The sequence below is a fragment of the Priestia megaterium genome (genome assembly GCF_041941685.1).
Classification (GTDB): Bacteria; Bacillota; Bacilli; order Bacillales; family Bacillaceae_H; genus Priestia; species Priestia megaterium_C.
Genome location: NZ_CP130958.1, coordinates 956,962 through 980,085 on the forward strand (window position 1 = coordinate 956,962; position 23,124 = coordinate 980,085).

Genomic DNA, 23,124 nt, shown 5'->3' on the forward strand with positions numbered 1-23,124 from the left:
GCTTTTCTTTTATTTTAGATAATTGTAAAATAATCATAAAAGGTGCGTTATAAAGGGTTGGTGGAATAAATTGAAACAAAGTAAACGCAAACGTGTAACCTTACAACAAGTGGCAGAACACGCGGGAGTATCTCGAGCTACCGCTTCGCTTATTGTGCGAAATAGTCCAAGTGTTTCTGAAAAAACAAGGAAAAAAGTTCTAGCTTCGATGAAAGAGTTAGGATACGTATATGACCGTATTGCAGCAAATTTAAGATCTCAAACTTCATCAACAATCGGAGTTATTATTACGGATATATCTAATACGTTTTTTACAGAATTGTTAATTGGAGTACACGAGGAGCTCGAGAAAGACGGATATACGGTGTTTTTAGGTACGACGTTTGATTCGGATAATCGACAGGATCAGCTGCTTTCTACGATGCTAGAGCATCGGGTAGGAGGCATTATTTTATGTCCTGTTGCGGGTACATCGGAAGATACGATAAGAAAAATTCAGCATTTAGATGTTCCTTCAGTACTAGCAGTAAGGGAATTGCCTGAGGTGGAGTCAGATTATGTAGGGGTAGATTATAGATTAGGCGTTCAAAAAGCGGTTCAACACTTACTTGAACAGGGACACAAAAGAATCGCATTTTTAGGAGGAACAACCGGTTCTACAACGTGGAAAGAAAGAATGGAAGGTTACCGTTCGGCGCTAAAGAACGCAGGAATTTCTATCGATGAAGAGCTTGTTATTCCGAGCGGTCCGACAAGAAGCGGCGGTGTAGAAGCTGCACGTCAAGTGTTGGACATTTCTGAGCCTCCAACAGCAGTTTTTTGTTTTAGCGACTTAGTTGCATTTGGTGTTATGCAAGGTTTAAAAGAGAAAGGGATTGTTCCGGGAGAAGATATAGCGGTAGTGGGATTTGATAATGTCATGGAATCATCCGTATGTCACCCTACTCTAACAACCGTCTCTTCTTTTGCAAGACAAATAGGAAAAGATGCTGCACGGTGTCTTCATAACCAAATTGTTGATAAAAAAGAACATCATCATCGCATTATTTTAACGCCTCAGTTAGTTGTTCGAGAATCGTCATCAAAAAAAGAAGCAGTTAATGAACTGCTTCTTTTCCTTGTGAATTATTTAGACGGTTCGTAAATATCCCAAGCCATTTTCAAGGAATCAACAATATAATTTGCTACTTCTTCAATATCCAAATTGTCAGTTTCTACTTTGGAGTGGTGGTTGGAATAAATTGCTTGTCGCGTATAAAATAATTCTTCAATATCCTCTAGGCTTCTTCCTTGTAAAACAGGGCGACTGTCAATAATGAGGCTGATGCGCTCTTTCCATGAATCCCATGAAAGGTCTAAAAAGAATACAATACAATTTGATAAGCATATTTTTTGAATTTCTTCTTGAAGAAATGCGCCTCCGCCAACGGATATAATTTTTAAACGCTGCTGAGATAACTGGCTAATTACTTCTTTTTCTTTATTTCGGAAAAACTCTTCACCAAACTCTTTAAAGATTTGTGATGTAGGCATTTGAAACATTTTTTCGATTTCTTGGTCTATATCGACAAAATCTCTGTATAATTTCTTAGCGACTAGTTCGCCGATTGTTGTTTTACCTACGCCCATAAAGCCAATAAATACAATGCTTTTTTCTCTAAGAGACATCTCGCTGTAAGTCATTTTTCAAAGCCTCTTTCTGTTTTTAACAATAAAAAACTTATTATTTTGTATTTTAGTTATTAGAATTATAATACAAATTTTACTGTTTGTAAAAACAGTGAAAGGTATATTATGTCCTAAGCAACAAGTATCAGCTCACGTTTATAAAATTTTTGTTAGTCAACAGATGGTGATACGCTGTAACCAAAACAAATAAGCAATAGTTAAGCTCGATCATAATCATAAATCTTTGTCATATTGATAGTGCTGCTATCTTATATACTCCTACAGTGTATGTAAGAAAAAAAAAGGAAGTGAATGTGAAACTACGTAAGAGAGTATAAGCAAACTGGACTAAGTATCAATAAATATTTTTAGAAAATTCTTTAATTTTCTATTGCTAGATTAAAATTTCTGTTGTAGGATTATGATAACGTTTACAAAACGAGTTATTACTTTAAATCAATAGGATTTATAGAAAACTGCATCAAATTTTAGATCGATCTAAATATAATATTAGATCGATCTAAAAATAGCAGTCAGGTCAATTGTTAAAAGGAGAGATAACAATGAGCTTTAGACGAGCAAGGCCTTATGTAAATAAAGAATGGCTTGAAGGTAATCGATCAGCAGTAAGTATTAAAAGTCCGTACTCGCAGGAAGTAATTGGTGAGCAAATTATAGCAACGCCAGAAGATGTTGAACGAGCGCTATCAGCCGCCTATGAAGCTAAAAAAACAATTGCGAGTCTGTCTTCTTATGAAAGGGCCAAAATTTTAAAAGAAGCAGCACGGCTTTTGGAAAAGCAAAAAGAAAAATTTGCTTTTCTCATCTCAAATGAATTAGGAAAACCGCTGAAGAATACGTTGGATGAAGTATCTCGATCTGTAGAAACATTAGAGCAATCTGCGGAAGAAGCAAAAAGGCTTATCGGTGAAACGATACCAGGAGATGCTTCCGAACGAGGGGGAAAAGCGATAGCTTCCACATTCCGTGTGCCTGTCGGAGTTGTTGCCGCTATTACTCCTTTTAATGCACCTTTGAATTTAGTATGCCACAAAATTGGACCAGCTTTTGCTGCTGGCAACAGTGTCATTTTAAAACCAGCTCCGCAAACAACCTTAGTTGCTTCAGAATTTATAGCTCTATTATTAGAAGCTGGAATCCCTGAATGCGCTATTAATATGGTTTTAGGGGGAGTAGAAACAGGACAGCAAATCGTAAAAGATGACCGGGTAAATGTCATTTCTTTTACCGGTGGAACAGTAGCAAGCAGAAATATATGTGAGCTGGCTGGAATGAAAAAAGTGCTTCTAGAATTAGGAGGAAATGCTTCAACAATCGTTCATGAAGATGCCGACATTAAAAAAGCTGCTGAAATGTGTGGGAGAACAGGGTTTAGCAACTCTGGTCAAAGCTGTATTTCAGTTCAGCGTATTTATGTACATGACTCAGTTGTTTCTGAATTTACAGAGCTTCTGAAGAATGAGGTAACGTCTTTAAAAGTTGGTGATCCTCTGCTGCCTCAGACGGATGTTGGGTGTTTAGTAGATGAAAAAGCTGCAAACCGAGTTTTGGCTTGGGTTGAAGAAGCAGTCGCTCTAGGTGCAAAGCTGATATGCGGAGGCAAAAAGACAGGGGCTTCTATAGAACCTACTGTTCTATTAAATCCTCCTAAACAAAGCAAAGTAGTGTGTCAAGAAGTGTTTGGACCTGTGGTGAGCATTATTCCTTATCAAGATATTGAAGAAGCTATTCGGGAAACAAATGATTCATCATTCGGTTTGCAAGCAGGGCTGTTTACAAATCAAATGGATTTAGCTTACCGTGTTGCTGAATCTTTAGAAGTAGGAGGAGTTGTGATTAATGGGACCTCTAATTTTCGACTCGACCATTGGCCGTACGGTGGGATAAAAGACAGCGGCGTTGGTAGAGAAGGACCTCGATTTGCGATTGAAGATATGACAGAAACAAAAATGATTGTCCTGCAGCTATCGTAGCTGAGTTTATTACCTGAAAAAATATATAGTGAATTTAAAGGGGGATATACAATGGAAAAATTAATATCACATCAATTAGTAAATTATCTTGAGGAACGAGGCATCGAGCATATTTTTGGTTTGTGTGGTCATACAAACATAGCGGTACTAACAGCCTTAGAAGAAAGCAAAATTAAATTTATAAACGTTCGACACGAACAAATTGCCGCGCATGCAGCTGATGGCTATGCGCGTGTGACGAAAAAAGCAGCAGTAGTATTAAGTCACTTAGGTCCTGGCTTAACAAATGCTGCTACAGGCGTAGCCAATGCAGCGTTAGATTCAATTCCAATGGTTGTCATCGCTGGTGATGTTCCTACTCATTATTATGGAAAGCATCCGCATCAAGAGGTAAATTTACATGCTGATGCTTCGCAATATGAAATTTATCGTCCATTCGTTAAACGTGCATGGAGAGTGGACCGTCCAGATTTATTTCCCGAAATATTAGAGAAAGCATTTTTACTAGCAGAAAGTGGGAATCCAGGCCCCGTATTAGTATCTGTACCTATGGATATCTTTTCAAAAAAGATCGATGTTTCTTTATTTGATCGATTGCATCGCCAAACGAAATCTTTGCAAAAACCTTCTATCGATGATGAAACGGCAAAGAGTATTGTACAAAAATTAATTAATGCCAAAAATCCAGTGTTATATGTAGGCGGAGGCATCCTATTAGCAGATGCAGCAAATGAATTAAAAGAGCTTGTGGATCACTTGAACATTCCGGTAGCCCACTCCTTAATGGGCAAAGGAGCACTTCCAGATGATCATGACTTGACTCTAGGGATGACTGGTTTTTGGGGCACGAAGTTTATTAATGAAAAGTGTCGGACTGCCGATTATATTTTAGCATTAGGAACACGATTTGCAGAAGCAGATTCTAGCTCCTGGGAGCCGGAATATACGTTTGATTTTTCACAAACAAAATTGATTCATATTGATATTGATCCTAGCGAGATAGGGCGTAATTATCCTGCCGAAATTGGTGCAGTGGCTGATTTAAAACAAGCCCTTAAAGTCTTAAATCGCGTGGCTAAACAGCTTATTCCGGAAGGAGTAAAAAACGAAGCATTAATCAAAGAGATTGCTTCTTATCGTGAAGAGTTTAAAGCTAGCAATGAAGAGTATATTCACGACAATTCATTCCCAATGCAGCCGCAGCGAATTTTAAATGAAGTTCGTGAAGTCCTGCCGAAAGATGCCTATATTACTACTGATGTAGGCTGGAATAAGAATGGGGTAGGACAGCAGTTTCCAATCTATGAAGCTGGAAGTATATTAACTCCAGGAGGTTTTGCCACAATGGGATTTGGAGCGCCGGCAGCTTTAGGAGCAAAGGTAGCTCAGCCTGATAAAGTAGTTGTTTCTCTAGTAGGAGACGGGGGATTCGGCCAAAATCCAGCTGTGCTTGCTACGGCAGCCGAAGAGAATATTCCTGTGGTTTGGATCATTATGAATAACTTTGCGTTTGGTACGATCGCTGGGCTGCAAAAAGCACATTTTGGAACCACTCTAGGCACGGTATTTGAAAAAGATGGAGAGGTATATTCTCCTGACTTTGCAAGTATCGCTAAAGCTTATGGAGTAGAAGGTATAAAAATTCAGTCAGCCGAAGAGTTTAAACCGGCACTTCAAAGAGCTATTGCTTCTAATAAACCAGTTGTAATTGATGTAGCGATGTTAAACAATCCTGTACCAACGTCAGGACATTGGAACATCATGGATATTTACTCACCGGATAAGAAAGTACACCATGTATCTGTTTAACAAGTATGGAACAAATGCTGAAATGAAAACGGAAACATTTAACTTTGATAAAAAGGAGCTGTTCCTATGTTAGAACGAGGAGAAGGAACTCATTCTCCATCTATTTGTACGCCTTTAGTGGGCAAAGATCGCAAAGAGCTTTTAACAGAGCTAGCGGAAATTCTATTAAAAAAACCGGATATAATTGAATGGCGCTTAGATTTTTACGAAGAAATTCAAGATATAAACAGCGTCCTTTCTGCAGCTAAAGATATATATGAAAATAGTGAGCGCACTCCTATTTTGCTTACTGTACGTTCTCAAAAAGAAGGGGGCAGCCTATTTCCTTATCAGAAAAGGAAGTAGTAGCCGTACTTGCAGAGGTATGTAAACACCCGTATGTAGCAATTATTGATTTTGAAGTATCAAATCAGCCAGAGCATATCCGCTATTTGCGCAAAATTTCCAAGGAAAATAATAAGAAACTTGTGCTTTCTTATCATAATTTTTCTTTTACGCCTCCTAAAGCGGAAATTTTTAAAAGCTTATTTTTAGCCGAATTTTACGGAGCAGATGCAGCGAAAGCAGCTGTCATGCCTCAGAACAATCAAGATGTTTTAACTTTATTAGAAGCTACAAGAGAGGCTGAAAAAGAGCTCAGCATTCCTCTCATTACCATGTCGATGGGAGGGTTAGGAGCTATTAGTCGAATCGTCGGGTGGATGTACGGCTCTTCTGTTACTTTCGCTGTAGGGAAAAGCAGCTCAGCTCCTGGGCAAGTTCCAATTGATGAATTACGAAAAATAATTCAGTTAACAAAAAAAGTTACGGATCCTGAGAGCTATCATTTCCATCAAATTGGTTCGATATAGAATAAAAAAAGATTGAGACAAAAGTATTTTAGCTAAAATGAAAAACGAACTATTAATCAAGATGTTTGATTAATAGTTCGTTTTTTTGTTGTGGTGAACGTAGGTTTCATCGGTTTCGTTCCTTCTAGCAGTTGATTGGAGGGCAAGGCAAAGACTCCTGCGGGAAAAGCGGAACAGGTGAGACCCCGCAGGAGCGTAAGCGACGAGGAGGCTCAGCGTCCGCCCGCGGAAAGCGAAGTCTTGCACGGAGATCAACTGCGGTGTCACAAGCGGTTCAGCTCATGTATCTCATTTGTTCGCCTTTAGATTGAATTCATTTTGTTATGTCCCAGCCTCTTTTTTATTTCTCCTTTAAATGCATTGAAAGATACACGCGCGTATCTTTTTTGCGCTCATACTTTGGATTAGCGCTTCGCGTATATTCTTTTGACTGATGTTCTATATGGTAGTTCTGTTCAAACTGTTTGATCGCTTCATTAATTTCTTCTTGTTTTTCCATTAATCTTACTTGCAGCATTGTAACGTCTCCTTCTATATACTTTGCTTTTTGACTATATCATGAAATGAAAAAGAAGTAATTTTATTTTTGTTGACGAACATGTATATACAGGTTAGAATAAAAATATAAAACTTGTATATACAAGTTTGCGGTGAAATTTATATGGGGGATAGGAAATACAGGAGTAAAATGAAAACGGAAACAAGGGGGAAAAGACATGAATCGAGAATCTGTTGAACGCATTGTAGAAGCCGTTGGCGGAAAAGAAAATATCTCTGCTGCAACGCATTGTGTAACGCGCCTTCGACTTGTTTTAAAAGATGAAGGTAAAGTAAATCAACGTATGCTAGATGAGCACGAATTGGTAAAAGGATCTTTTTCTACAAACGGCCAGTTTCAAGTTGTTATTGGTCAAGGCACGGTCGATAAAGTATACAAAGAAATGGTGACGCTTACAGGGATAGGGGAACTCTCAAAAGAGGAATTGAAAAACGAAGCGGCTAAAAACTTAAATCCTCTGCAGCGCGCAATAAAAACATTAGCTGACATTTTTATTCCCATTTTACCGGCAATCGTAACTGCAGGTTTATTAATGGGAATCAATAATGTATTAACAGGAGCCGGAATTTTTTACGATGATAAATCAATCGTAGATGTTCATACACAGTGGAAAGACTTCGCGAGCATGATTAATTTAATTGCCAATACGGCTTTTGCCTTTTTGCCGGCTCTGATTGGATGGTCAGCTGTTACGCGTTTTGGAGGAAGTCCTTTATTTGGAATTGTCCTTGGGCTCATGCTGGTCCATCCTGATTTGCTGAATGCCTGGTCTTATGGAGAAGCATTAAAAAAAGGAAGTATTGATACGTGGAATTTATTTGGCCTGCATGTTGAAAAGGTTGGCTATCAAGGGCAGGTTTTACCTGTGTTAGCTGCTTCGTTTGTACTGGCAAAAATCGAATTATTTCTAAGAAAACGAATACCAGATGGTTTTCAGCTTTTAGTTGTAGCGCCTGTAGCTCTTTTAGTAACAGGGTTTCTCGCTTTCATTGTGATTGGTCCGATTACATTTGCAATAGGAAATGTGATTACAGGTGCAGTTGTATGGCTGTTTAAAACGGCTCCATTTATTGGAGGGCTTGTATACGGAGGCTTATATGCTCCCCTTGTTATTACAGGCATGCATCATACATTTTTGGCCGTAGATTTACAGCTGATTGGAAGCGTAGGAAGTACGTTCTTATGGCCAATGGTAGCATTATCTAATATTGCACAAGGCTCTGCGGCTTTCGCGATAATGGTTCTTTCAAAAGACGATGAGAAATTAAAAGGACTGTCTTTAACGTCAGGGATTTCAGCGTGGCTTGGCATTACGGAACCTGCAATGTTTGGTGTGAATTTACGCTTTAGATTCGCTTTTATTTCTGCAGTGATTGGTTCAGCTATTGCAGGTGTCGTCATATCCGTGGCAGGAGTGAAAGCAGCATCGGTGGGAATTGGTGGTATCCCAGCTCCGTTATCGATTGTTCCACAGAGCTGGTCAGCTTTTATTAGTGGAATGGTAATCGTAATTGTGGTGCCGTTTCTTTTAACGTTAACGCTTGGAAAGCTTCAGAAAAAATCAACCGTTACATCAACTGTCGCGGATACAGAATCGTTTCAACATAATCCAAAGAATTAAATGGTGGTGTTAAAAATGCAAGAACCTTGGTGGAAAAAATCGGTTGTCTATCAAATTTATCCTAAAAGCTTTTACGATACGACTGGCAACGGCGTGGGTGATATAGCTGGTATTATTGAAAAGCTAGATTATTTGAAAAAGCTTGGCGTAGACGTTGTGTGGCTAACGCCAATTTATAAATCGCCGCAGCGGGATAATGGATATGATATAAGTGATTATTTTGTTATTCAAGAAGAATACGGAACAATGGAGGACTTCGACCGTTTAATAACAGAAGCGCATAAGCGGGATCTTAAAATCATCATGGATATTGTTGTTAATCATACGTCAACTGAACATGAATGGTTTCAAGAAGCTAAAAAATCGAAAGATAACCCGTACAGAGATTTTTATATTTGGAAAGATCAAAAAGAAGATGGAAGTGCTCCGACGAATTGGGTTTCAAAATTTGGAGGTTCGGCGTGGGAGCATGATAAGCTGACAGAACAATCCTATCTGCATTTGTTTGATGTCACGCAAGCGGATTTGAACTGGGAAAATGAGCGTGTGCGCCGGAGCGTGTACGATATGATGACGTTTTGGTTTGAAAAAGGAGTAGATGGATTTCGTCTGGACGTTATTAACTTAATTTCAAAAGATCAGCGCTTTTTAGATGATGATGGTTCTATCGCGCCAGGAGATGGACGGAAATTTTATACCGACGGTCCTCGCGTTCACGAATATATGCGAGAAATGAATCAAGAAGTTTTTTCAAAATACGATAGCATGACTGTTGGGGAAATGTCGTCGACAACTGTTGACCACTGTATTCAATATTCTCATCCGGACCGGGGCGAGCTTAGCATGACGTTTAATTTTCATCATTTGAAAGTCGATTACCCAAACGGAGAAAAGTGGGCGCTAGCAGATTTTGATTTCATTAAATTAAAAGAGATTCTATCAACTTGGCAAACGGAGATGAATAAAGGAGGGGGATGGAATGCACTATTTTGGTGCAACCATGATCAGCCTCGCGTTGTTTCCCGCTATGGAAACGATGAACTCTATCATAATAAATCTGCCAAAATGCTCGCTGCAACGATTCATCTGATGCAGGGAACACCTTATATTTATCAAGGGGAAGAAATAGGGATGACAAACCCGAAGTTTTCCTCTATTGATGAATATAGAGATGTGGAGTCATTAAATGTGTATGAAATAAAACGTGCACAAGGAATGGACGAAAATGAAATTTTGGAGATTTTAAAACATAAATCAAGAGATAATTCCCGTACACCGGTGCAATGGAGCGATGAGCCAAATGCAGGTTTTACAAAAGGAAAGCCATGGATTAATCCGGCCGATAACTACCGTGAAATTAATGTAGAAAAAGCGCTAGATGATGAAGATTCAATTTTTTATTTTTATCAAAAGCTTATTGCACTGCGAAAGCAGTACGAGATTATCAACTATGGAAACTATGAATTAATTCTTGGAGAAGACGAGCAGATTTTCGCTTATATCCGAAATGGAGCAGATGAAAAGCTGTTGGTGATAAATAATTTCTACGGCAGCGAAACAGCCTTTGAACTGCCAGAAGATATAACTTTTGAAGGATATCATAGTGAAATATTGTTGTCTAACTACGAAGATTCATCAAAGGAATTCAAGCGAGTCTTACTTCGGCCGTATGAATCAATCGTGTATCATTTAAAAAAATAGAGAAAAAAGTAAAAAGAACGATGGGTGACAATCTATCGTTCTTTTTATACAATTGGGTATATATAGAAAGTAAAATAGGTGATGGCAATTGAAAGAAAATAAATTTATCAGCATCTACGAACAGTTAGTCGATAAAATTAAACGTGGTGACTGGCGCCCCAATACAAAACTTCCTTCTGAAAATGAGCTTGTTGAACAGTATCAAACGTCTCGTGAAACGATACGGAAAGCGTTAAATTTACTTTCACAAAATGGGTACATTCAAAAAATGAAAGGAAAAGGCTCATTTGTATTGGACGTATCACGCTTTGATTTTCCAGTATCAGGACTTGTTAGCTTCAAAGAAGTGGCGGAAAAGTTAGGACATACATCGACTACTATTGTAAAAGAATTTGAATTAGTTAAGGCCGATCAAGATCTGTGCACACAGCTTGGGGTGACGAAAAAAGATCTCATATGGAAAGTGGTTCGAGCTCGTGAAATCGATGGAGAGAAAATTATTTTAGATAAAGATTTTTTTCATAAAAAGTATGTTCCTCACCTCACAAAAGACATATGCAAAGGCTCTATTTATGAATACTTAGAAAAAGATCTTGGGCTGAAAATAAGCTTTGCCAAAAAAGAAATTTCCGTTGACGAGCTGACGGACGAAGATAAGTGGTACTTAGATTTAAAAGACTATGAACATATTGTGGTAGTAAGAAACTATGTGTATTTAGAAGACGCAAGCCTTTTTCAATATACGGAATCACGTCATCGTCTTGATAAGTTTCGTTTTGTAGATTTTGCTCGCAGAGGTATATAATGTTTTACTGCCCATGAGTTTTTCCTTTTTGTACATGTTTACAAAAAACTGCTTTGGTATAAAAAACAAAGCAGTTTTTTTATGGGGAAAATTGAAAAAACGTGATCCTTTTGACGATAAAACTTTAAAAAGGTTGAATTTTTCTTTGGAGTTTGTTTTAGTAGAACATAAGATTATTTTATATTTGTATAATGTTATCCATACAGGATAGAGATTTATTGTTCTTTTTTTTATTAGATATATAAGAAAATGTTATTTGAAAACAACAATTCCATTAGTAATTCTAATGAATGTATCTAACTACAGCATTAAAGGGAGCTGCTCAAACAATACTAAGTAAAAAGGAGGAGACGGAATGAGTCACGATTATCAACTTTATCCTCTTGGTGACAGCGGCATTGTCGTTTCATTTGGAGACGAAATTAATTTCGGCATACATAAACGTATTCAGCAATTTACTGAGGTGCTAGAGCAATCATTATGTAAGGGAATGATTGAATATGTGCCGGCTTTTACAACAGTTACAATCTATTATGATCCTTGGATAATGAGTGAAAAAGGAAGAAGAAATCCTTACACAGCAATATCTACATATATTGAAGAACTGCTTTTCCTCCAGGAAGAAAAATCTGAAGCGATCGCTAGACAAATTGAAATTCCGGTGTGTTACGGAGGAAAGTACGGCCCGGACTTAGAGAGGGTAGCCGCTTTTCATTCATTAACGCCTGATGAAGTTATCTCCATTCATACAAATGGAGAATATTTGGTGTATATGATAGGCTTTGCTCCTGGTTTTCCTTACTTGGGAGGGATGAGCAAAGAAATTGCGACCCCAAGAAAAGAATCACCGAGAAACAGCATCCCAAAAGGATCAGTTGGCATCGCAGGAATGCAAACCGGCGTGTACCCAATTGAGACACCTGGAGGATGGCAGTTAATCGGGCGTACTCCTCTTACACTATTTAACCCAAAAAAAGATTCGCCAAGCTTGCTTCAAGCAGGTGATCGTATCCGATTTGTTTCCATTTCTGAAACGGAATATGAAGCCCAAAAGGAGGTGGATGAAGATGAGTATTAAAGTGATACGTCCCGGTTTATTAACAACGATTCAAGATATCGGCAGACATGGATATCAAAAGGACGGCATGATTGTCAGCGGGGCAATGGACAAAGTTGCTCTAAGGATTGCCAACTTATTAGTAGGAAATCAAGAAAACCAGCCGGTTGTTGAAATTACGTTAATGGGACCAAAAATTGAATTTCAGCAAGATGTTTTGATTGCCCTGACAGGAGGGGATTTATCGCCAACTATTAATGATGAAGCCGTAAAGATGTGGCGGCCTTTATATGTGAAAAAAGGGAGCGTGCTACAGTTTGGTGTTCCGACTTTAGGGTGCCGTTCTTATTTATCGGTTTCCGGTGCTTTTAATGTTCCTGCAGTTATGGGAAGTACATCTACTTCACTTCGCGCTCGGATAGGGGGGCTGCACGGTAAAGCATTACAGTCAGGGGACGAAGTATTAAGCCACCCTCCTACAGAAACAGGGAAAGCAATTATAAAGAAACTGGTGAAAAAGCAAACGGACCGCTCTTTTCAGCAGGCTTTTTGGACGATTCACCCTAAACTTCTTCCTTCATACGAGACGCCTATTATCCGCACGATGAAAGGTGCGGAATTTGATTGGTTTACAAAAGAAAGTCAACAACATTTCTTTAATCAAGAATTTGATGTTACCCCTCAATCTGACCGCATGGGCTATAGGCTAAAAGGGAAGAAATTAGTCCTTGGTCAAGAAAAAGAGCTGCTCTCTAGCGCTGTGACGTTCGGTACGATTCAAGTACCAAAAGAAGGACAGCCCATTGTTTTATTAGCAGATCATCAAACGACAGGAGGATATCCTAGAATCGGACAGGTAGCAACTGCAGATTTTTCAGCGCTGGCGCAAATTTCTCCAGGGAAAAAGGTTTCTTTTCAAGCAATTTCACTGGATGAAGCGCAGCATTTATATATGGAGCAGGAAAAGAAAATAAATCATATTAAAAGAGCACTTCGAATGAAAATATAAGGGGGAAGAAGATGGCTACCGTTGATTTGAACTGTGACTTAGGGGAGAGTTTTGGGAACTATAGATTAGGAAATGATAAAGAAATTTTACGCTATGTAACGTCAGCAAACATTGCTTGTGGCTTTCATGCCGGAGATCCTTCAGTTATGAGAGAAACAGTTAAGCTGGCTTTGAGTGAAAATGTGGCGATTGGCGCGCACCCCGGATTGCAAGATTTAGCTGGATTTGGACGTAGATATATGAAAATTACGCCTCGAGAAGCTTATGATTTAATGGTGTATCAAATGGGGGCTCTTTCAGCTTTTATACGTGCAGAAGGAGAGACCCTTCATCACGTGAAACCTCATGGCGCTTTATATAATATGGCTGCAGGGGATCGAGACATAGCTAAAGCTATTGCTGAAGCTGTTTATAATGTTAGTGAGGAAGCTATTCTATATGGTTTGGCTGGAAGTGAATTGATTAAAGCCGGAAACGAAATAGGCTTGCGTACGTCTCAGGAAGTATTTGCAGATCGAACCTATCAACAGAACGGCATGCTGACGCCGAGAAACATTGAAAACGCCGTGATTCAAGATGAAGAAGCGGCTATTTCTCAAGTAATTAAAATGGTCAAAGAAAAGAAAGTATTCACTGTGCAAAACGAAGAGATTCCCATTCAAGCAGATACCGTTTGTATTCATGGAGACGGTGCACATGCTGTTGAATTTGCCAAAGCTATTTGTGACAAGCTAAAAGAAGAACAAATCATTATTCAACCACAATGAGGTGACATCATGAAAAAAGAACGCAACTGGAGTGTGCTGCTCGGAGCAGCATTTTTAATGGCTACTTCAGCAGTGGGTCCAGGTTTTTTAACTCAAACAACGGTCTTTACACAAGCTCTCGCCGCAAGTTTTGGTTTTGTCATTTTACTGTCGATTTTATTAGACATTGGCGTTCAGCTAAACGTATGGCGTATTATTGCCGTTTCAGAAAAAAGAGCACAGGATATCGCTAACAATGTTTTGCCAGGTCTCGGCTTATTTATTGCTATTTTAATTGTAATCGGAGGCTTAGCATTTAATATTGGAAACGTAGGAGGAGCAGGTCTTGGCTTCAATGCGCTATTTGGTATTTCTCCTAAAGCGGGTGCAGTCATTACAGCCATCATTTCTATCGCAATCTTTTTAGTCAAAGAAGTCGGAAAATTAATGGATCGTTTTGCTCAATTAATGGGCGGAATATTAATTGTTTTAATGGTGTATGTTGCAGTTTCTTCCGCTCCGCCATTAGGAGAAGCAGTCTCTAAAACATTTTGGCCGGATCACATTGACGTAATGTCGATTGTTACTCTTGTAGGAGGAACAGTAGGAGGATATATTACATTTGCAGGAGGTCACCGTTTATTAGATGCAGGAATCAAAGGAAAAGCCGCGATTCCTGAAGTAACAAGAGGAGCAGTATCCGGTATTACGATTGCTTCGATCATTCGAATTTTTCTATTTTTAGCGACATTAGGTGTGTTGAGCCAAGGATTAAAACTGAATCCTGATAATCCACCTGCCTCTGTTTTTCAGTTAGCCGCAGGGGATATTGGCTATAAATTATTCGGTGTCGTCATGGCAGCGGCGGCTATCACTTCAGTTATTGGTTCGGCATATACATCGGTTTCCTTTATTAAATCCTTCAGCAAAAGGATTGAGAAATATGAAAACTGGATTATCATTGCATTTATTACGATTTCAACCCTGGTTTTCTTAACGATTGGTCAGCCGGTCACTCTGCTTATTTTAGCTGGAGCATTAAATGGGTTAATCTTACCTATTACACTCGGAACAATGCTGATAGCGGCGTATAAAAAGAAGATAGTAGGCGATTACAAGCATCCGGCTTGGCTGACCGTTTTTGGCGGTTTTGTGGTTGTTATTATGGCTGTGCTAGGAGTCTATACGCTTTTGACTCAAATGGCAAAACTGTGGTAAGGAATTCTATAACCAATTAAAAAAGGGCCAGAAGGCCCTTTTTTAATTGGTTATAGGCAATACATATAAAATGATTGCTAAAAAGTGGAGTACGGTTCCGCCAAGAACAAACATATGCCAAATCATATGATGAAAACGAAATCCTCGCCATACGTAAAAAACGGCCCCGATTGTATACAATACGCCTCCAACTACGAGAAGGACAATTCCTTGATGGGCAATGTTTTGAGTTAACGAATCCCAAGCAAACACAATCATCCATCCCATAAATACGTAAAGAATGGTGGAAATAAAAAGGAATTTCTTTACAAAAAAACTTTGAATACAATTCCTGCAAGAGCGATGCCCCATACAATTCCAAAAAGTGTCCAGCCGGTGGTTCCTTTTACTGCGATAAATAAAAATGGAGTGTACGTACCGGCAATAAACAAATAAATAGAAGAGTGGTCAAATATCTCAAAAAGATCTTTTACCTTACCTTCCGGAAAGCTATGGACAAGCGTAGAGGAGACATAGAGAAGCAGCATGGTTACTCCGTAAATAGTAAAACTGATAACATGCCAAGGCGTTCCTTCTAACGAAGAAAGTACGATTAAAAGCGTTAATCCAACAATGCTGAGTACGGCTCCAACGCCGTGTGTAATCGCATTTGCAATTTCTTCTCCTCTTGTAAATGTGTGTGTAGTAGCCATTTACAAAATCCTTTCTTTACACAAATTTATTTTCTATTTTCTCAGAGGATCAGTTTTGAACATACCTGCTGAGAAAAATCCGTAACTGTCAAAAACATGAGTGAAAAAGTCATTGGTTATTTCTTTATTATAGACCATTCTTTTGATTTTATCTATTTTGACTGGAGGTCCGAAAAGAGGAAAGATGTATATGTGAATGTTCACTAGCTGTAAAAAGCATGTATAGAAGAAAAAATTACTTTTTGAAAAAATGGAAGAAAAGTTGTCATGAAGGCATGATTTTGAAATACATATAAAATAAAACTTTTAACAGTCAAGGTTACGATTACTGCTTAGCTCATTTGCAATAGATAAGTAACAAGATTGTAAGAAGGCAGGGGGATGGAAGCAGTGAAAAAAGAAGTTATTTTTGATGAAACAGGCACATACAAATACTCTCTATTATGCAAATGGAGTGAAGTAAACGAACGTAAACTTACGTTTATCTTGTCATTTCCAGAAAATACGTATGAATACAGCGACGATACAGCTGTATCCAAATGCATAGAACTGGCGCAAAAGTGGGGATTTGGAGTCTTAGAAATCGTTTATTTATTCAGCTATCAAACCGATCATGTTTCGTTTTTACGCATGCTTTCAAAAGAAGAAGCTGTTGGAACAAGAACAGGTGAATATATTCAAAAAGCAGTGGAAGATGCTGAACTGGTTGTGGTAGCTTGGGGTGATCATGGAAGCATTTATAACCGGCAAGAGGAAGTAGAACGCTTTTTGAAACACAAGCCGGTATACTGTTTTGGAAAAACGAAGCAGCAATTTCCTCGCCATATTTTATCCGTCGTGCACCGCACAGAATTACAAAAATACGAAATGCCGGCTAATCGTGAAGAGTCGGAAGAAGTTTCTTCGTTTATTGAAGACATAGATCAAAGTTTTGGTGGAGAGGATTATTCTCCAATTAAACAACTAACAGAAGAAGAACCGCTTATGTTTATTGAAGACATTGCCAGTATGTATCGGTAAAAAGAAGAAGCGAGGTTTATATTCCTCGCTTTTTCGTTAGTATAAAACACCAAGTTTTGTCATATGGTTGTATCAAGAAGCGTGTGTGAAGGGGGAACTTTATGAAATTGAATGAAGTATTGCACCGCATCACAACTATTTATAATGAGTTAGAAGAAGATTGCTTTCAATATATAGGGGCTGTGATCAACGAAAATGCAGAGCTGGATATTTCTCGTCTAGAAGAATTAAGTACGCTGTTAAACTTCGTATATGAATGCTCGCAGGATGTATTAGTAGGTTCTATTTTAACAAAATTGGATTATGGACAACCCATTTATCAATTTGCTATGTTAAAGCCTATTTCCCTTGAAGGAAATGAAGATAAGTTAGATATTTTATATGAAGAAAAGGTAAAAGTAGAAAGAGCTATTCTAGATGTGTATACAGCTCAGCGAAAGAAGTTATTGACTCAAGCAGCTGAAGACTTAAAAGAACTGCACTACGAGCTGCAGACCTATGTGTATGCTTGCAACATATAAGTGAATCTGTTGAAATGGCAAGGCATATATACAAATAAAAGGGAACATGTTAGGATAAGTAAAAAGAACTCCTAATCAAAGAGTTCTTTTTATTGTAAAATATATGATTTTGAACTAGTAAAGCATAAAGACGGTGGTAATGGCAGTTACCCTTTTCTTTGTGCTTTTTTTATCCGATTGTGTTGATGATACTGCTTACTGCGTTAAAAAAGTTCATAAGTACCTCGTTTAGCATGTAATATGCCTCCTCTCTTACTGAATATGTACAATCAAATTATCCAATTGTGTTAATGATGCTGCTTACCGCGTTAAATAAGTTCATTAAAACGTCGTTGAACATGTTTGCAACCTCCTTTATGATAGATTCATATAGTAATACGAGAAAACATAAAGTTTGGATCACATTTTTTTAATGTTTTTTTAGAAAAATAGTTGAAGAGAGAATTTAATGGAGGTTGAAGAAGATGAATTCGTTTACAAACGACGAAAAGCAAGCGGTATACAAAGCGATTTACGGAAGAAGAGATGTACGAACATTTTTGTCTGATGAGATTCCGAATGAAACGGTTTATAACATTCTGCAGGCTGCTCACAGCGGACCTTCCGTCGGGTTTATGCAGCCTTGGAATTTTATATTAGTATCTGATACAGAAGTGAAAAATAAACTTGCCTGGGCAGCAGATAAAGAGAGAAGAGCACTGGCTATTCATTATGAAGGTGAAAAGAAAGAAGATTTTTTAGAGCTAAAGATTCAAGGATTAAAAGAAGCGCCATTAACTATTTGCGTAACGTGTGATCCAACAAGAGGGGGCTCTCATGTTCTCGGAAGAAACTCAATTCCAGAAACCGATATGATGTCAACTGCGTGTGCGATTCAAAATATGTGGCTTGCTTCATATGCAGAAGGACTGGCAATGGGGTGGGTAAGTTTTTACAAGAAAAATGATGTACGTGACATTTTACATATTCCTCCTCATATTGATCCTGTAGCGCTCATGTCAATTGGCTATACAGATAAATATCCTGAGAAACCAATCTTAGAACAAGCTAACTGGGAAAAAAGAAGGGATTTAGACAAGCTAATTTATCATAATGTATGGGAAAATGAAAAAGAATAGCGGAGAGAAAATAAAGACATACTAAAAAGTGCCGAAATATAGTAAAATTTGAATATTAAATGATACACTATATATAGCGAAAGCGGATATGAGCGTCTAGCGTATCCGTTTTATTTATATGTATACAAATGACTTGGGAAAAAGAGAGATAGGAGAATTGAAGGTTTCATGAATATTGCAAGAAGTTGGCTTCACAACAAACTTACTGTTCGCATCATTACGCTTATTGTCATTACAGTTTTACTTGTCAGCATTAGAAGTATGCTTCAGCTGCTGTTATTTACGTTTATTTTTACCTTTTTAATTGGTCGTCTTCAACAAACGTTAAGAAGAAAGCTTACGCTTAATTCAACGCTTATACTCATCGTCATCTATATCGCACTGATTGGGGCCCTCGGTATTGTAGGATATGTATATATCCCGGTTATTATGACGCAAGTTACTGAGCTTGTACAGAAGCTGATGTATTTTTACAAGCACCCCCTGATAATACATTCGTCACCTATATTATCGATAATCTAAAGAGATTCAAATCACCAGAGAATATTCAGCAGAATATTGATTTAGTATACAGCTATTTATCTAATATTGGAAAAGTAAGTGCACAAGTTTTCTTAGCACTCTTGTTAAGCCTATTCTTTTTACTTGAAAAGTCGCGGATTCACCGATTATTTGTCCAACTGGAACAATCTAGGCTGGGCTGGTTTTTCAAAGAAGCGGGCTACTTGGGGAGAAAATTTGTTAATTCCTTCGGCAAGGTAATAGAAGTTCAGTTTATTATCGCTTTTGTGAACAGCATTTTATCCGTTATTGCGCTGTGGGTGTTAGGATTTCCTAATTTGCTTGCACTTGGCGTTATGGTCTTTCTACTAGGGCTAGTGCCGGTTCTTGGGGTATTTGTTTCACTCATTCCACTTTGTACAATCGCTTACAGTTTAGGAGGCGGTGTAAAAGTACTATCTGTGTTAATTATGGTGGTAGTACTTCACGCACTTGAAAGCTATGTATTAAATCCAAAGCTCATGTCATCTAAAACAAACTTGCCAACGTTCATTACGTTTATCATTTTAGTGTTTGGTGAACACTTCTTGGGCATATGGGGGCTGATTCTTGGTATTCCTATTTTTATTTTCTTTTTAGATTTAGTAGGAGTAGATTCAGCACAGCAACTGTCAAAAAAAGAAGAGACTGGGACAAAATGATTTTAGACGAGGTGAAAAACGAACCATTAATCAAGATGTTTGATTCGTGGTTCGTTTTTTTTGTTATGGTGAACGTAGGTTTCATCTGTTTCGTTCCTTCTAGCAGTTGATTGGAGGGCAAAGCGAAGACTCCTGCGGGCTCATCGGCCGCCCGCGGAAAGCGAAGTCTTGCATGGAAATCAACTGCGGTGTCACAAGCGGCTCAGCTCATATATCTCATATATCCTGTTTGTTCGTCCTTAGAATGGATTCATGTCGTTATTTCTCAACCTCTTCTTTTTTTAGCGAGCGTATCGTTTTTTGAATAGTAGGATGATCGCGATGCTTAAGTTTATAAGCAAGAAAGATCTGATTTTTTACTGCTAAATGTTCAAGTTCGATTTTCACTTTTTTTTCTCGAAGCGCTTCTTGAATTAAATAGCGGGGAAGCAGGCTGATCCCCATGTGATGCTGAATGGCTTTTAACACCGTTTGAAGATTTGGAATCACATGATGAGGCTGAATTTCAGGTCGTTTTTTAAAATGTTGCCGCCAAAATCTCCTGATAATAGGAAGTTCAAGACCATAGCTAATCCACCGCTGATTATATAAAAAATCTTCTACGTCTTTACTAGCTGTCATTTCAAAAGAAGGAGGGACGGTTAAGACAAACTCTTCTTCTTCAATGACCGTATATTCAATTCCAGGTATTTGCAATCTTTGGGTTGTAATCGCAATATCAATTTCGTCGCTCTGTATCTTTTCAAGCAAAACAGAAGCAATACCAAACTGGCTGTAGCAGCGGATGCCTGCATCCTTTATTCTTTCTAAAGCTTGTTCGGTAAAATACTCTACGGGAGAACCAATTTTTACGACCGGCAGCGCGTCGGGAGATGAAGCGGTCATTTTTAATTCAATTGAAGCAGCTTCTAGACTTTCAATTAACGGGACAATACGCGTGTACAGTTCTTTACCTTTTTCTGTTGGAATCATCTTTCTCGGTGCACGGATAAATAAACCTTCGCCTATTTCAGCTTCTAAAGCAGCTAAGTGCTGACTCATGGCCGGCTGCGTTAAGATCCTCGCTCTGGCTGCTTCAGAAACGGATCGATATTTGTAAATGCTAATAAAGCTACGATACCATTCAAAATCAATCATTTATGTCATCCTTTCTTATAAATTTATTTATGGATATCTATTTATTTTCTAATTTGTATTATAGACAAGCTCTCTTTAAAATAAAAATAGTAAGCAAATCATTTTTAGATAAAATAATAAAAGCAACGCTAGGCAAATGATTTAAAAAGGAGAGTTAGACTGTGAAAGCATTATTATTGCAAGATAAAAATAAATGGACAGAAATGAAAGTAGAAGAAATAGAAAAACCTCTTCCAAATAAAGGGGAAGTAGTAGTTGAAGTTCACGCAGTGGGACTTAATCCCGTAGATTATAAAACGGCTACTAACGGCAACCCTCATTGGACATATCCTCACATTCTAGGTTTAGATGTAGCTGGGACAATTGATGAAATTGGTGAAGGAGTAGCCGGCTGGAAAAAAGGAGACCGCGTTGTCTATCACGGCGACTTTATGAAAAAAGGCGGATATGCTGAATATGCGGTTACAACTGCTCATTCAATTTCGCGCATTCCTGATGCTGTTACATTTGAAGAAGCTGCTGCTTTGCCTACTGCAGGTTACACGGCGTATGAAGCACTATTTCGTAAACTTCCAATGAACCATATTCAAACCATCTTAATTCACGGAGGAGCTGGAGGCGTAGGGGGCTTTGGCGTGCAGCTTGCTAAAAACGCTGGAAAAACCGTTTTCTCAACAGCTTCAGCACATAATCATGAGTATGTGAAGTCGTTAGGAGCTGATTATGTAATTGATTATCGCGAGGAAAATGTCGTGGAAAAAGTATTGGAGCTGACAAATGGCCGCGGCGTAGATGCTGTGCTTGACACGGTGAGCGCAAAGAACGCAACGGATTCTTTAGATATGATTGCCTATAGAGGACATTTAGCACATATTGCTGGTGCACCTGATTATACAAAAGTAAAGCCTTTTACAAAGGTGATTTCTTATCATGAAGTAGCTTTAAATGCTGCACACCACATTGATGACATGATTGCGCAAGCGGATTTAGCAAAAATGGGCGGTGAGCTTTTAGCATTAGTAGCAGAGAAGAAAGTAGCTCCGATGATTGAGCGCATCATCTCGTTAAAAGAAGTGCCAAGTGCATTAGAAGAGCTTTCAAAACGCCACATGAAAGGGAAAATTATTGCTAAAGTTAAATAATAGCAGGACAGAAAAGACTCTTTTATTACAACTAATAAAAGAGGTTTTTTCTGCTATTTTCTTTTTTTGCGTTACTTCACTTATGAACTGCATATGATAGAAGATAATCAAATAGAGCAAACGGGTGCGTATGAGCTTTTTTTACTAGTAAAATTGCTTTGAAATCGTGAAATTTTGAATAGTTTGAGTTATGATGAAAGAACGTGAAATTTGTATGATTGAAAGGAGAAAAAAGGTGCAAGGGTTTATTGATTTTGTACAAAATTTAGGCATAGTGGGCATCTTTATTGCTACAGCAATCGAAGCTGCGGCAATTCCTTTTCCGTGTACGTTATCGATTTTGCTTATTGGCTCGGTGCTGCAGCTCTCAATATGGAAAATCCTTATTGTTTCAGCTGTCAATACCGTTATTTATATCGCATTCAACTATATTCCGTTCGTTATGGGATACAGGTTTGAATCTATTACCAAGCGCTGGTTTGGTGAAAAAAATATAAAGCGTGCCCAAAAATGGTTTCATAAATATGGAAAATGGAGTATTACGATTTCTCGTCCCATCAGTATCGCAAACTATATAACCTATTTGGCAGGCCTTAGTAAAATCAAATCTAGGGACTTTGTTTTATACAGTACCCTAGGCATTTTTCCGTGGTTTGTTTTTTTGCTCTATGTAGGAGGACTTGGAGATATTGAAAAAATCCAAAAATATTTGCATGATGTTGATCGTTTAATATTTGTTATTCTTATAATCGGAGTGATAGCTGGCGCAGGCTGGTGGATGAAAAAGAGAAGAGAAAGCCACGCTCAAGAATAAAGCTATAATTATGGTTATAGCTTTATTTTAATATAAAGAAATTCTTTAAATAAAAAGATTTTTCTGAAAAGTAACAAAAAAACATTTTTCCTTTTAAAAAAATGTGATACTATGATATATAAGGTCGCTAAGAGTTGTCTTGGTTCACCGAGTGTTTACTGCAGTCATTTAATAAAAGAAGCCAGGTATAGGTGAAAGCTTTGTTTCTAGTAATGTTGAGAAATGCTGCCTTGTGAAGGGAGGTAAGACGTACAGTACGTGTTAAACGTATGTTATTAAAACCGTAAATTTGTAAGCGATTTCTTTCTTTTTACATGTGAGTAGAGCAGCTTTGGTTTTGAATGCAGCTTGTTACAGGTTGGTTGAATAGTGAGTATATCTTAAAATTAGATCGATCTAATTACCCGTATTACATGAATGTGAAATGTGTTTGATCGTAA

General features: G+C 38.1%; 21 protein-coding genes and 2 pseudogenes. 19 read left to right on the top strand and 4 right to left on the bottom strand.

What is annotated here, in order from left to right; all coding sequences use genetic code 11:
- The first annotated feature begins 70 nt into the window (after window positions 1-70).
- Window positions 71-1,144 (top strand): LacI family DNA-binding transcriptional regulator, encoded by a 1,074-nt coding sequence (locus Q5794_RS05040; protein WP_374988764.1) that lies wholly within the window; start codon window positions 71-73, stop codon window positions 1,142-1,144.
- Here Q5794_RS05040 and Q5794_RS05045 read toward each other — a convergent pair.
- Window positions 1,126-1,683, bottom strand: a complete 558-nt coding sequence (locus Q5794_RS05045; protein ID WP_013055659.1) for a shikimate kinase — start codon at window positions 1,681-1,683, stop codon at window positions 1,126-1,128. The genes Q5794_RS05040 and Q5794_RS05045 overlap by 19 nt on opposite strands.
- A gap of 548 nt (window positions 1,684-2,231) precedes the next feature.
- On the opposite strand from Q5794_RS05045, the gene Q5794_RS05050 reads away from it, so the two are divergent.
- The 4 genes and pseudogenes from Q5794_RS05050 to Q5794_RS05065 all read left to right on the top strand — a co-directional run bounded on the left by Q5794_RS05050 (window position 2,232) and on the right by Q5794_RS05065 (window position 6,633).
- Entirely contained in the window at window positions 2,232-3,662 is a 1,431-nt protein-coding gene (locus Q5794_RS05050; RefSeq protein WP_214985011.1) for an aldehyde dehydrogenase family protein, read from the top strand.
- A 51-nt stretch (window positions 3,663-3,713) separates the two neighbouring features.
- Window positions 3,714-5,471, top strand: coding sequence for a thiamine pyrophosphate-binding protein (locus Q5794_RS05055; protein ID WP_374988765.1), 1,758 nt, complete (start codon window positions 3,714-3,716; stop codon window positions 5,469-5,471).
- 66 nt (window positions 5,472-5,537) lie between these two features.
- Window positions 5,538-6,322, top strand: a pseudogene (gene aroD / locus Q5794_RS05060) (type I 3-dehydroquinate dehydratase).
- Between the two features lie 131 nt (window positions 6,323-6,453).
- The gene (locus tag Q5794_RS05065; RefSeq protein WP_129706578.1) at window positions 6,454-6,633 is read left to right on the top strand and encodes a hypothetical protein; all 180 of its coding nucleotides are present in this window, start codon (window positions 6,454-6,456) and stop codon (window positions 6,631-6,633) included.
- 29 nt (window positions 6,634-6,662) lie between these two features.
- Here Q5794_RS05065 and Q5794_RS05070 read toward each other — a convergent pair whose 3' ends face one another.
- Entirely contained in the window at window positions 6,663-6,839 is a 177-nt protein-coding gene (locus Q5794_RS05070) for a YvzF family protein (protein WP_214985018.1), read from the bottom strand.
- 199 nt (window positions 6,840-7,038) lie between these two features.
- On the opposite strand from Q5794_RS05070, the gene treP reads away from it, so the two are divergent.
- The 7 genes from treP (at window position 7,039) to Q5794_RS05105 (ending at window position 15,038) form a co-directional block, all read left to right on the top strand.
- Window positions 7,039-8,502 (top strand): PTS system trehalose-specific EIIBC component, encoded by a 1,464-nt coding sequence (treP, locus tag Q5794_RS05075; RefSeq protein ID WP_214985021.1) that lies wholly within the window; start codon window positions 7,039-7,041, stop codon window positions 8,500-8,502.
- Window positions 8,503-8,517: 15 nt separating this feature from the next.
- A complete protein-coding gene (gene treC, locus Q5794_RS05080) occupies window positions 8,518-10,203 on the top strand; it encodes an alpha,alpha-phosphotrehalase (protein ID WP_214985026.1) in 1,686 nt (561 codons plus the stop codon).
- Between the two features lie 88 nt (window positions 10,204-10,291).
- Window positions 10,292-11,008, top strand: coding sequence for a trehalose operon repressor (treR, locus tag Q5794_RS05085; RefSeq protein WP_057241514.1), 717 nt, complete (start codon window positions 10,292-10,294; stop codon window positions 11,006-11,008).
- A 355-nt stretch (window positions 11,009-11,363) separates the two neighbouring features.
- Window positions 11,364-12,086: a 5-oxoprolinase subunit PxpB gene (pxpB, locus tag Q5794_RS05090; RefSeq protein ID WP_214985029.1), complete on the top strand. Its 723-nt coding sequence runs from the start codon at window positions 11,364-11,366 to the stop codon at window positions 12,084-12,086.
- Window positions 12,076-13,074, top strand: coding sequence for a biotin-dependent carboxyltransferase family protein (locus Q5794_RS05095; protein ID WP_193426488.1), 999 nt, complete (start codon window positions 12,076-12,078; stop codon window positions 13,072-13,074). Before pxpB ends, Q5794_RS05095 begins: the two co-directional genes overlap by 11 nt.
- 11 nt (window positions 13,075-13,085) lie before the next feature.
- Window positions 13,086-13,841, top strand: a complete 756-nt coding sequence (locus Q5794_RS05100) for a LamB/YcsF family protein (RefSeq protein WP_214985032.1) — start codon at window positions 13,086-13,088, stop codon at window positions 13,839-13,841.
- A 9-nt stretch (window positions 13,842-13,850) separates the two neighbouring features.
- Entirely contained in the window at window positions 13,851-15,038 is a 1,188-nt protein-coding gene (locus Q5794_RS05105; RefSeq protein ID WP_214985034.1) for an NRAMP family divalent metal transporter, read from the top strand.
- Between the two features lie 42 nt (window positions 15,039-15,080).
- Here the strand turns inward: Q5794_RS05105 and Q5794_RS05110 are convergent.
- Window positions 15,081-15,730: pseudogene (locus Q5794_RS05110) on the bottom strand (hemolysin III family protein).
- A 381-nt stretch (window positions 15,731-16,111) separates the two neighbouring features.
- On the opposite strand from Q5794_RS05110, the gene Q5794_RS05115 reads away from it, so the two are divergent.
- The 5 genes from Q5794_RS05115 (at window position 16,112) to Q5794_RS05135 (ending at window position 19,591) form a co-directional block, all read left to right on the top strand.
- Window positions 16,112-16,750: a DUF1643 domain-containing protein gene (locus Q5794_RS05115; protein ID WP_016763237.1), complete on the top strand. Its 639-nt coding sequence runs from the start codon at window positions 16,112-16,114 to the stop codon at window positions 16,748-16,750.
- 101 nt (window positions 16,751-16,851) lie between these two features.
- Complete coding sequence (locus tag Q5794_RS05120; protein ID WP_214985040.1) at window positions 16,852-17,271, top strand: hypothetical protein; 420 nt, start codon at window positions 16,852-16,854, stop codon at window positions 17,269-17,271.
- Window positions 17,272-17,735: 464 nt separating this feature from the next.
- Complete coding sequence (gene bluB / locus Q5794_RS05125; RefSeq protein ID WP_013055676.1) at window positions 17,736-18,389, top strand: 5,6-dimethylbenzimidazole synthase; 654 nt, start codon at window positions 17,736-17,738, stop codon at window positions 18,387-18,389.
- A gap of 168 nt (window positions 18,390-18,557) precedes the next feature.
- Entirely contained in the window at window positions 18,558-18,911 is a 354-nt protein-coding gene (locus Q5794_RS05130) for a hypothetical protein (protein WP_374988766.1), read from the top strand.
- A 65-nt stretch (window positions 18,912-18,976) separates the two neighbouring features.
- Window positions 18,977-19,591: an AI-2E family transporter gene (locus tag Q5794_RS05135; RefSeq protein WP_374989197.1), complete on the top strand. Its 615-nt coding sequence runs from the start codon at window positions 18,977-18,979 to the stop codon at window positions 19,589-19,591.
- 258 nt (window positions 19,592-19,849) lie between these two features.
- Here Q5794_RS05135 and Q5794_RS05140 read toward each other — a convergent pair whose 3' ends face one another.
- Window positions 19,850-20,728, bottom strand: a complete 879-nt coding sequence (locus Q5794_RS05140; protein WP_164797214.1) for a LysR family transcriptional regulator — start codon at window positions 20,726-20,728, stop codon at window positions 19,850-19,852.
- A 161-nt stretch (window positions 20,729-20,889) separates the two neighbouring features.
- Between Q5794_RS05140 and Q5794_RS05145 the strand changes: the two genes are divergently transcribed.
- Both Q5794_RS05145 and Q5794_RS05150 read left to right on the top strand, forming a co-directional pair.
- Window positions 20,890-21,870 carry a zinc-binding dehydrogenase gene (locus Q5794_RS05145; RefSeq protein ID WP_214985046.1) on the top strand — a complete coding sequence of 327 codons (981 nt, stop codon included), beginning with the start codon at window positions 20,890-20,892 and terminating at the stop codon, window positions 21,868-21,870.
- A gap of 235 nt (window positions 21,871-22,105) precedes the next feature.
- Entirely contained in the window at window positions 22,106-22,684 is a 579-nt protein-coding gene (locus Q5794_RS05150) for a VTT domain-containing protein (RefSeq protein WP_311591958.1), read from the top strand.
- Window positions 22,685-23,124: the final 440 nt, after the last annotated feature.

What these genes read in the sequence shown, in the direction of transcription:
- Q5794_RS05045 (WP_013055659.1), bottom strand. Translation starts at nt 1,683, where the DNA reads ATGACTTACAGCGAGATGTCTCTTAGAGAAAAAAGCATTGTATTTATT.
- Q5794_RS05050 (WP_214985011.1), top strand. Translation starts at nt 2,232, where the DNA reads ATGAGCTTTAGACGAGCAAGGCCTTATGTAAATAAAGAATGGCTTGAA.
- Q5794_RS05055 (WP_374988765.1), top strand. Translation starts at nt 3,714, where the DNA reads ATGGAAAAATTAATATCACATCAATTAGTAAATTATCTTGAGGAACGA.
- Q5794_RS05070 (WP_214985018.1), bottom strand. Translation starts at nt 6,839, where the DNA reads ATGCTGCAAGTAAGATTAATGGAAAAACAAGAAGAAATTAATGAAGCG.
- treP (WP_214985021.1), top strand. Translation starts at nt 7,039, where the DNA reads ATGAATCGAGAATCTGTTGAACGCATTGTAGAAGCCGTTGGCGGAAAA.
- treC (WP_214985026.1), top strand. Translation starts at nt 8,518, where the DNA reads ATGCAAGAACCTTGGTGGAAAAAATCGGTTGTCTATCAAATTTATCCT.
- pxpB (WP_214985029.1), top strand. Translation starts at nt 11,364, where the DNA reads ATGAGTCACGATTATCAACTTTATCCTCTTGGTGACAGCGGCATTGTC.
- Q5794_RS05095 (WP_193426488.1), top strand. Translation starts at nt 12,076, where the DNA reads ATGAGTATTAAAGTGATACGTCCCGGTTTATTAACAACGATTCAAGAT.
- Q5794_RS05100 (WP_214985032.1), top strand. Translation starts at nt 13,086, where the DNA reads ATGGCTACCGTTGATTTGAACTGTGACTTAGGGGAGAGTTTTGGGAAC.
- Q5794_RS05105 (WP_214985034.1), top strand. Translation starts at nt 13,851, where the DNA reads ATGAAAAAAGAACGCAACTGGAGTGTGCTGCTCGGAGCAGCATTTTTA.
- Q5794_RS05115 (WP_016763237.1), top strand. Translation starts at nt 16,112, where the DNA reads ATGGAAGCAGTGAAAAAAGAAGTTATTTTTGATGAAACAGGCACATAC.
- Q5794_RS05120 (WP_214985040.1), top strand. Translation starts at nt 16,852, where the DNA reads ATGAAATTGAATGAAGTATTGCACCGCATCACAACTATTTATAATGAG.
- bluB (WP_013055676.1), top strand. Translation starts at nt 17,736, where the DNA reads ATGAATTCGTTTACAAACGACGAAAAGCAAGCGGTATACAAAGCGATT.
- Q5794_RS05130 (WP_374988766.1), top strand. Translation starts at nt 18,558, where the DNA reads ATGAATATTGCAAGAAGTTGGCTTCACAACAAACTTACTGTTCGCATC.
- Q5794_RS05140 (WP_164797214.1), bottom strand. Translation starts at nt 20,728, where the DNA reads ATGATTGATTTTGAATGGTATCGTAGCTTTATTAGCATTTACAAATAT.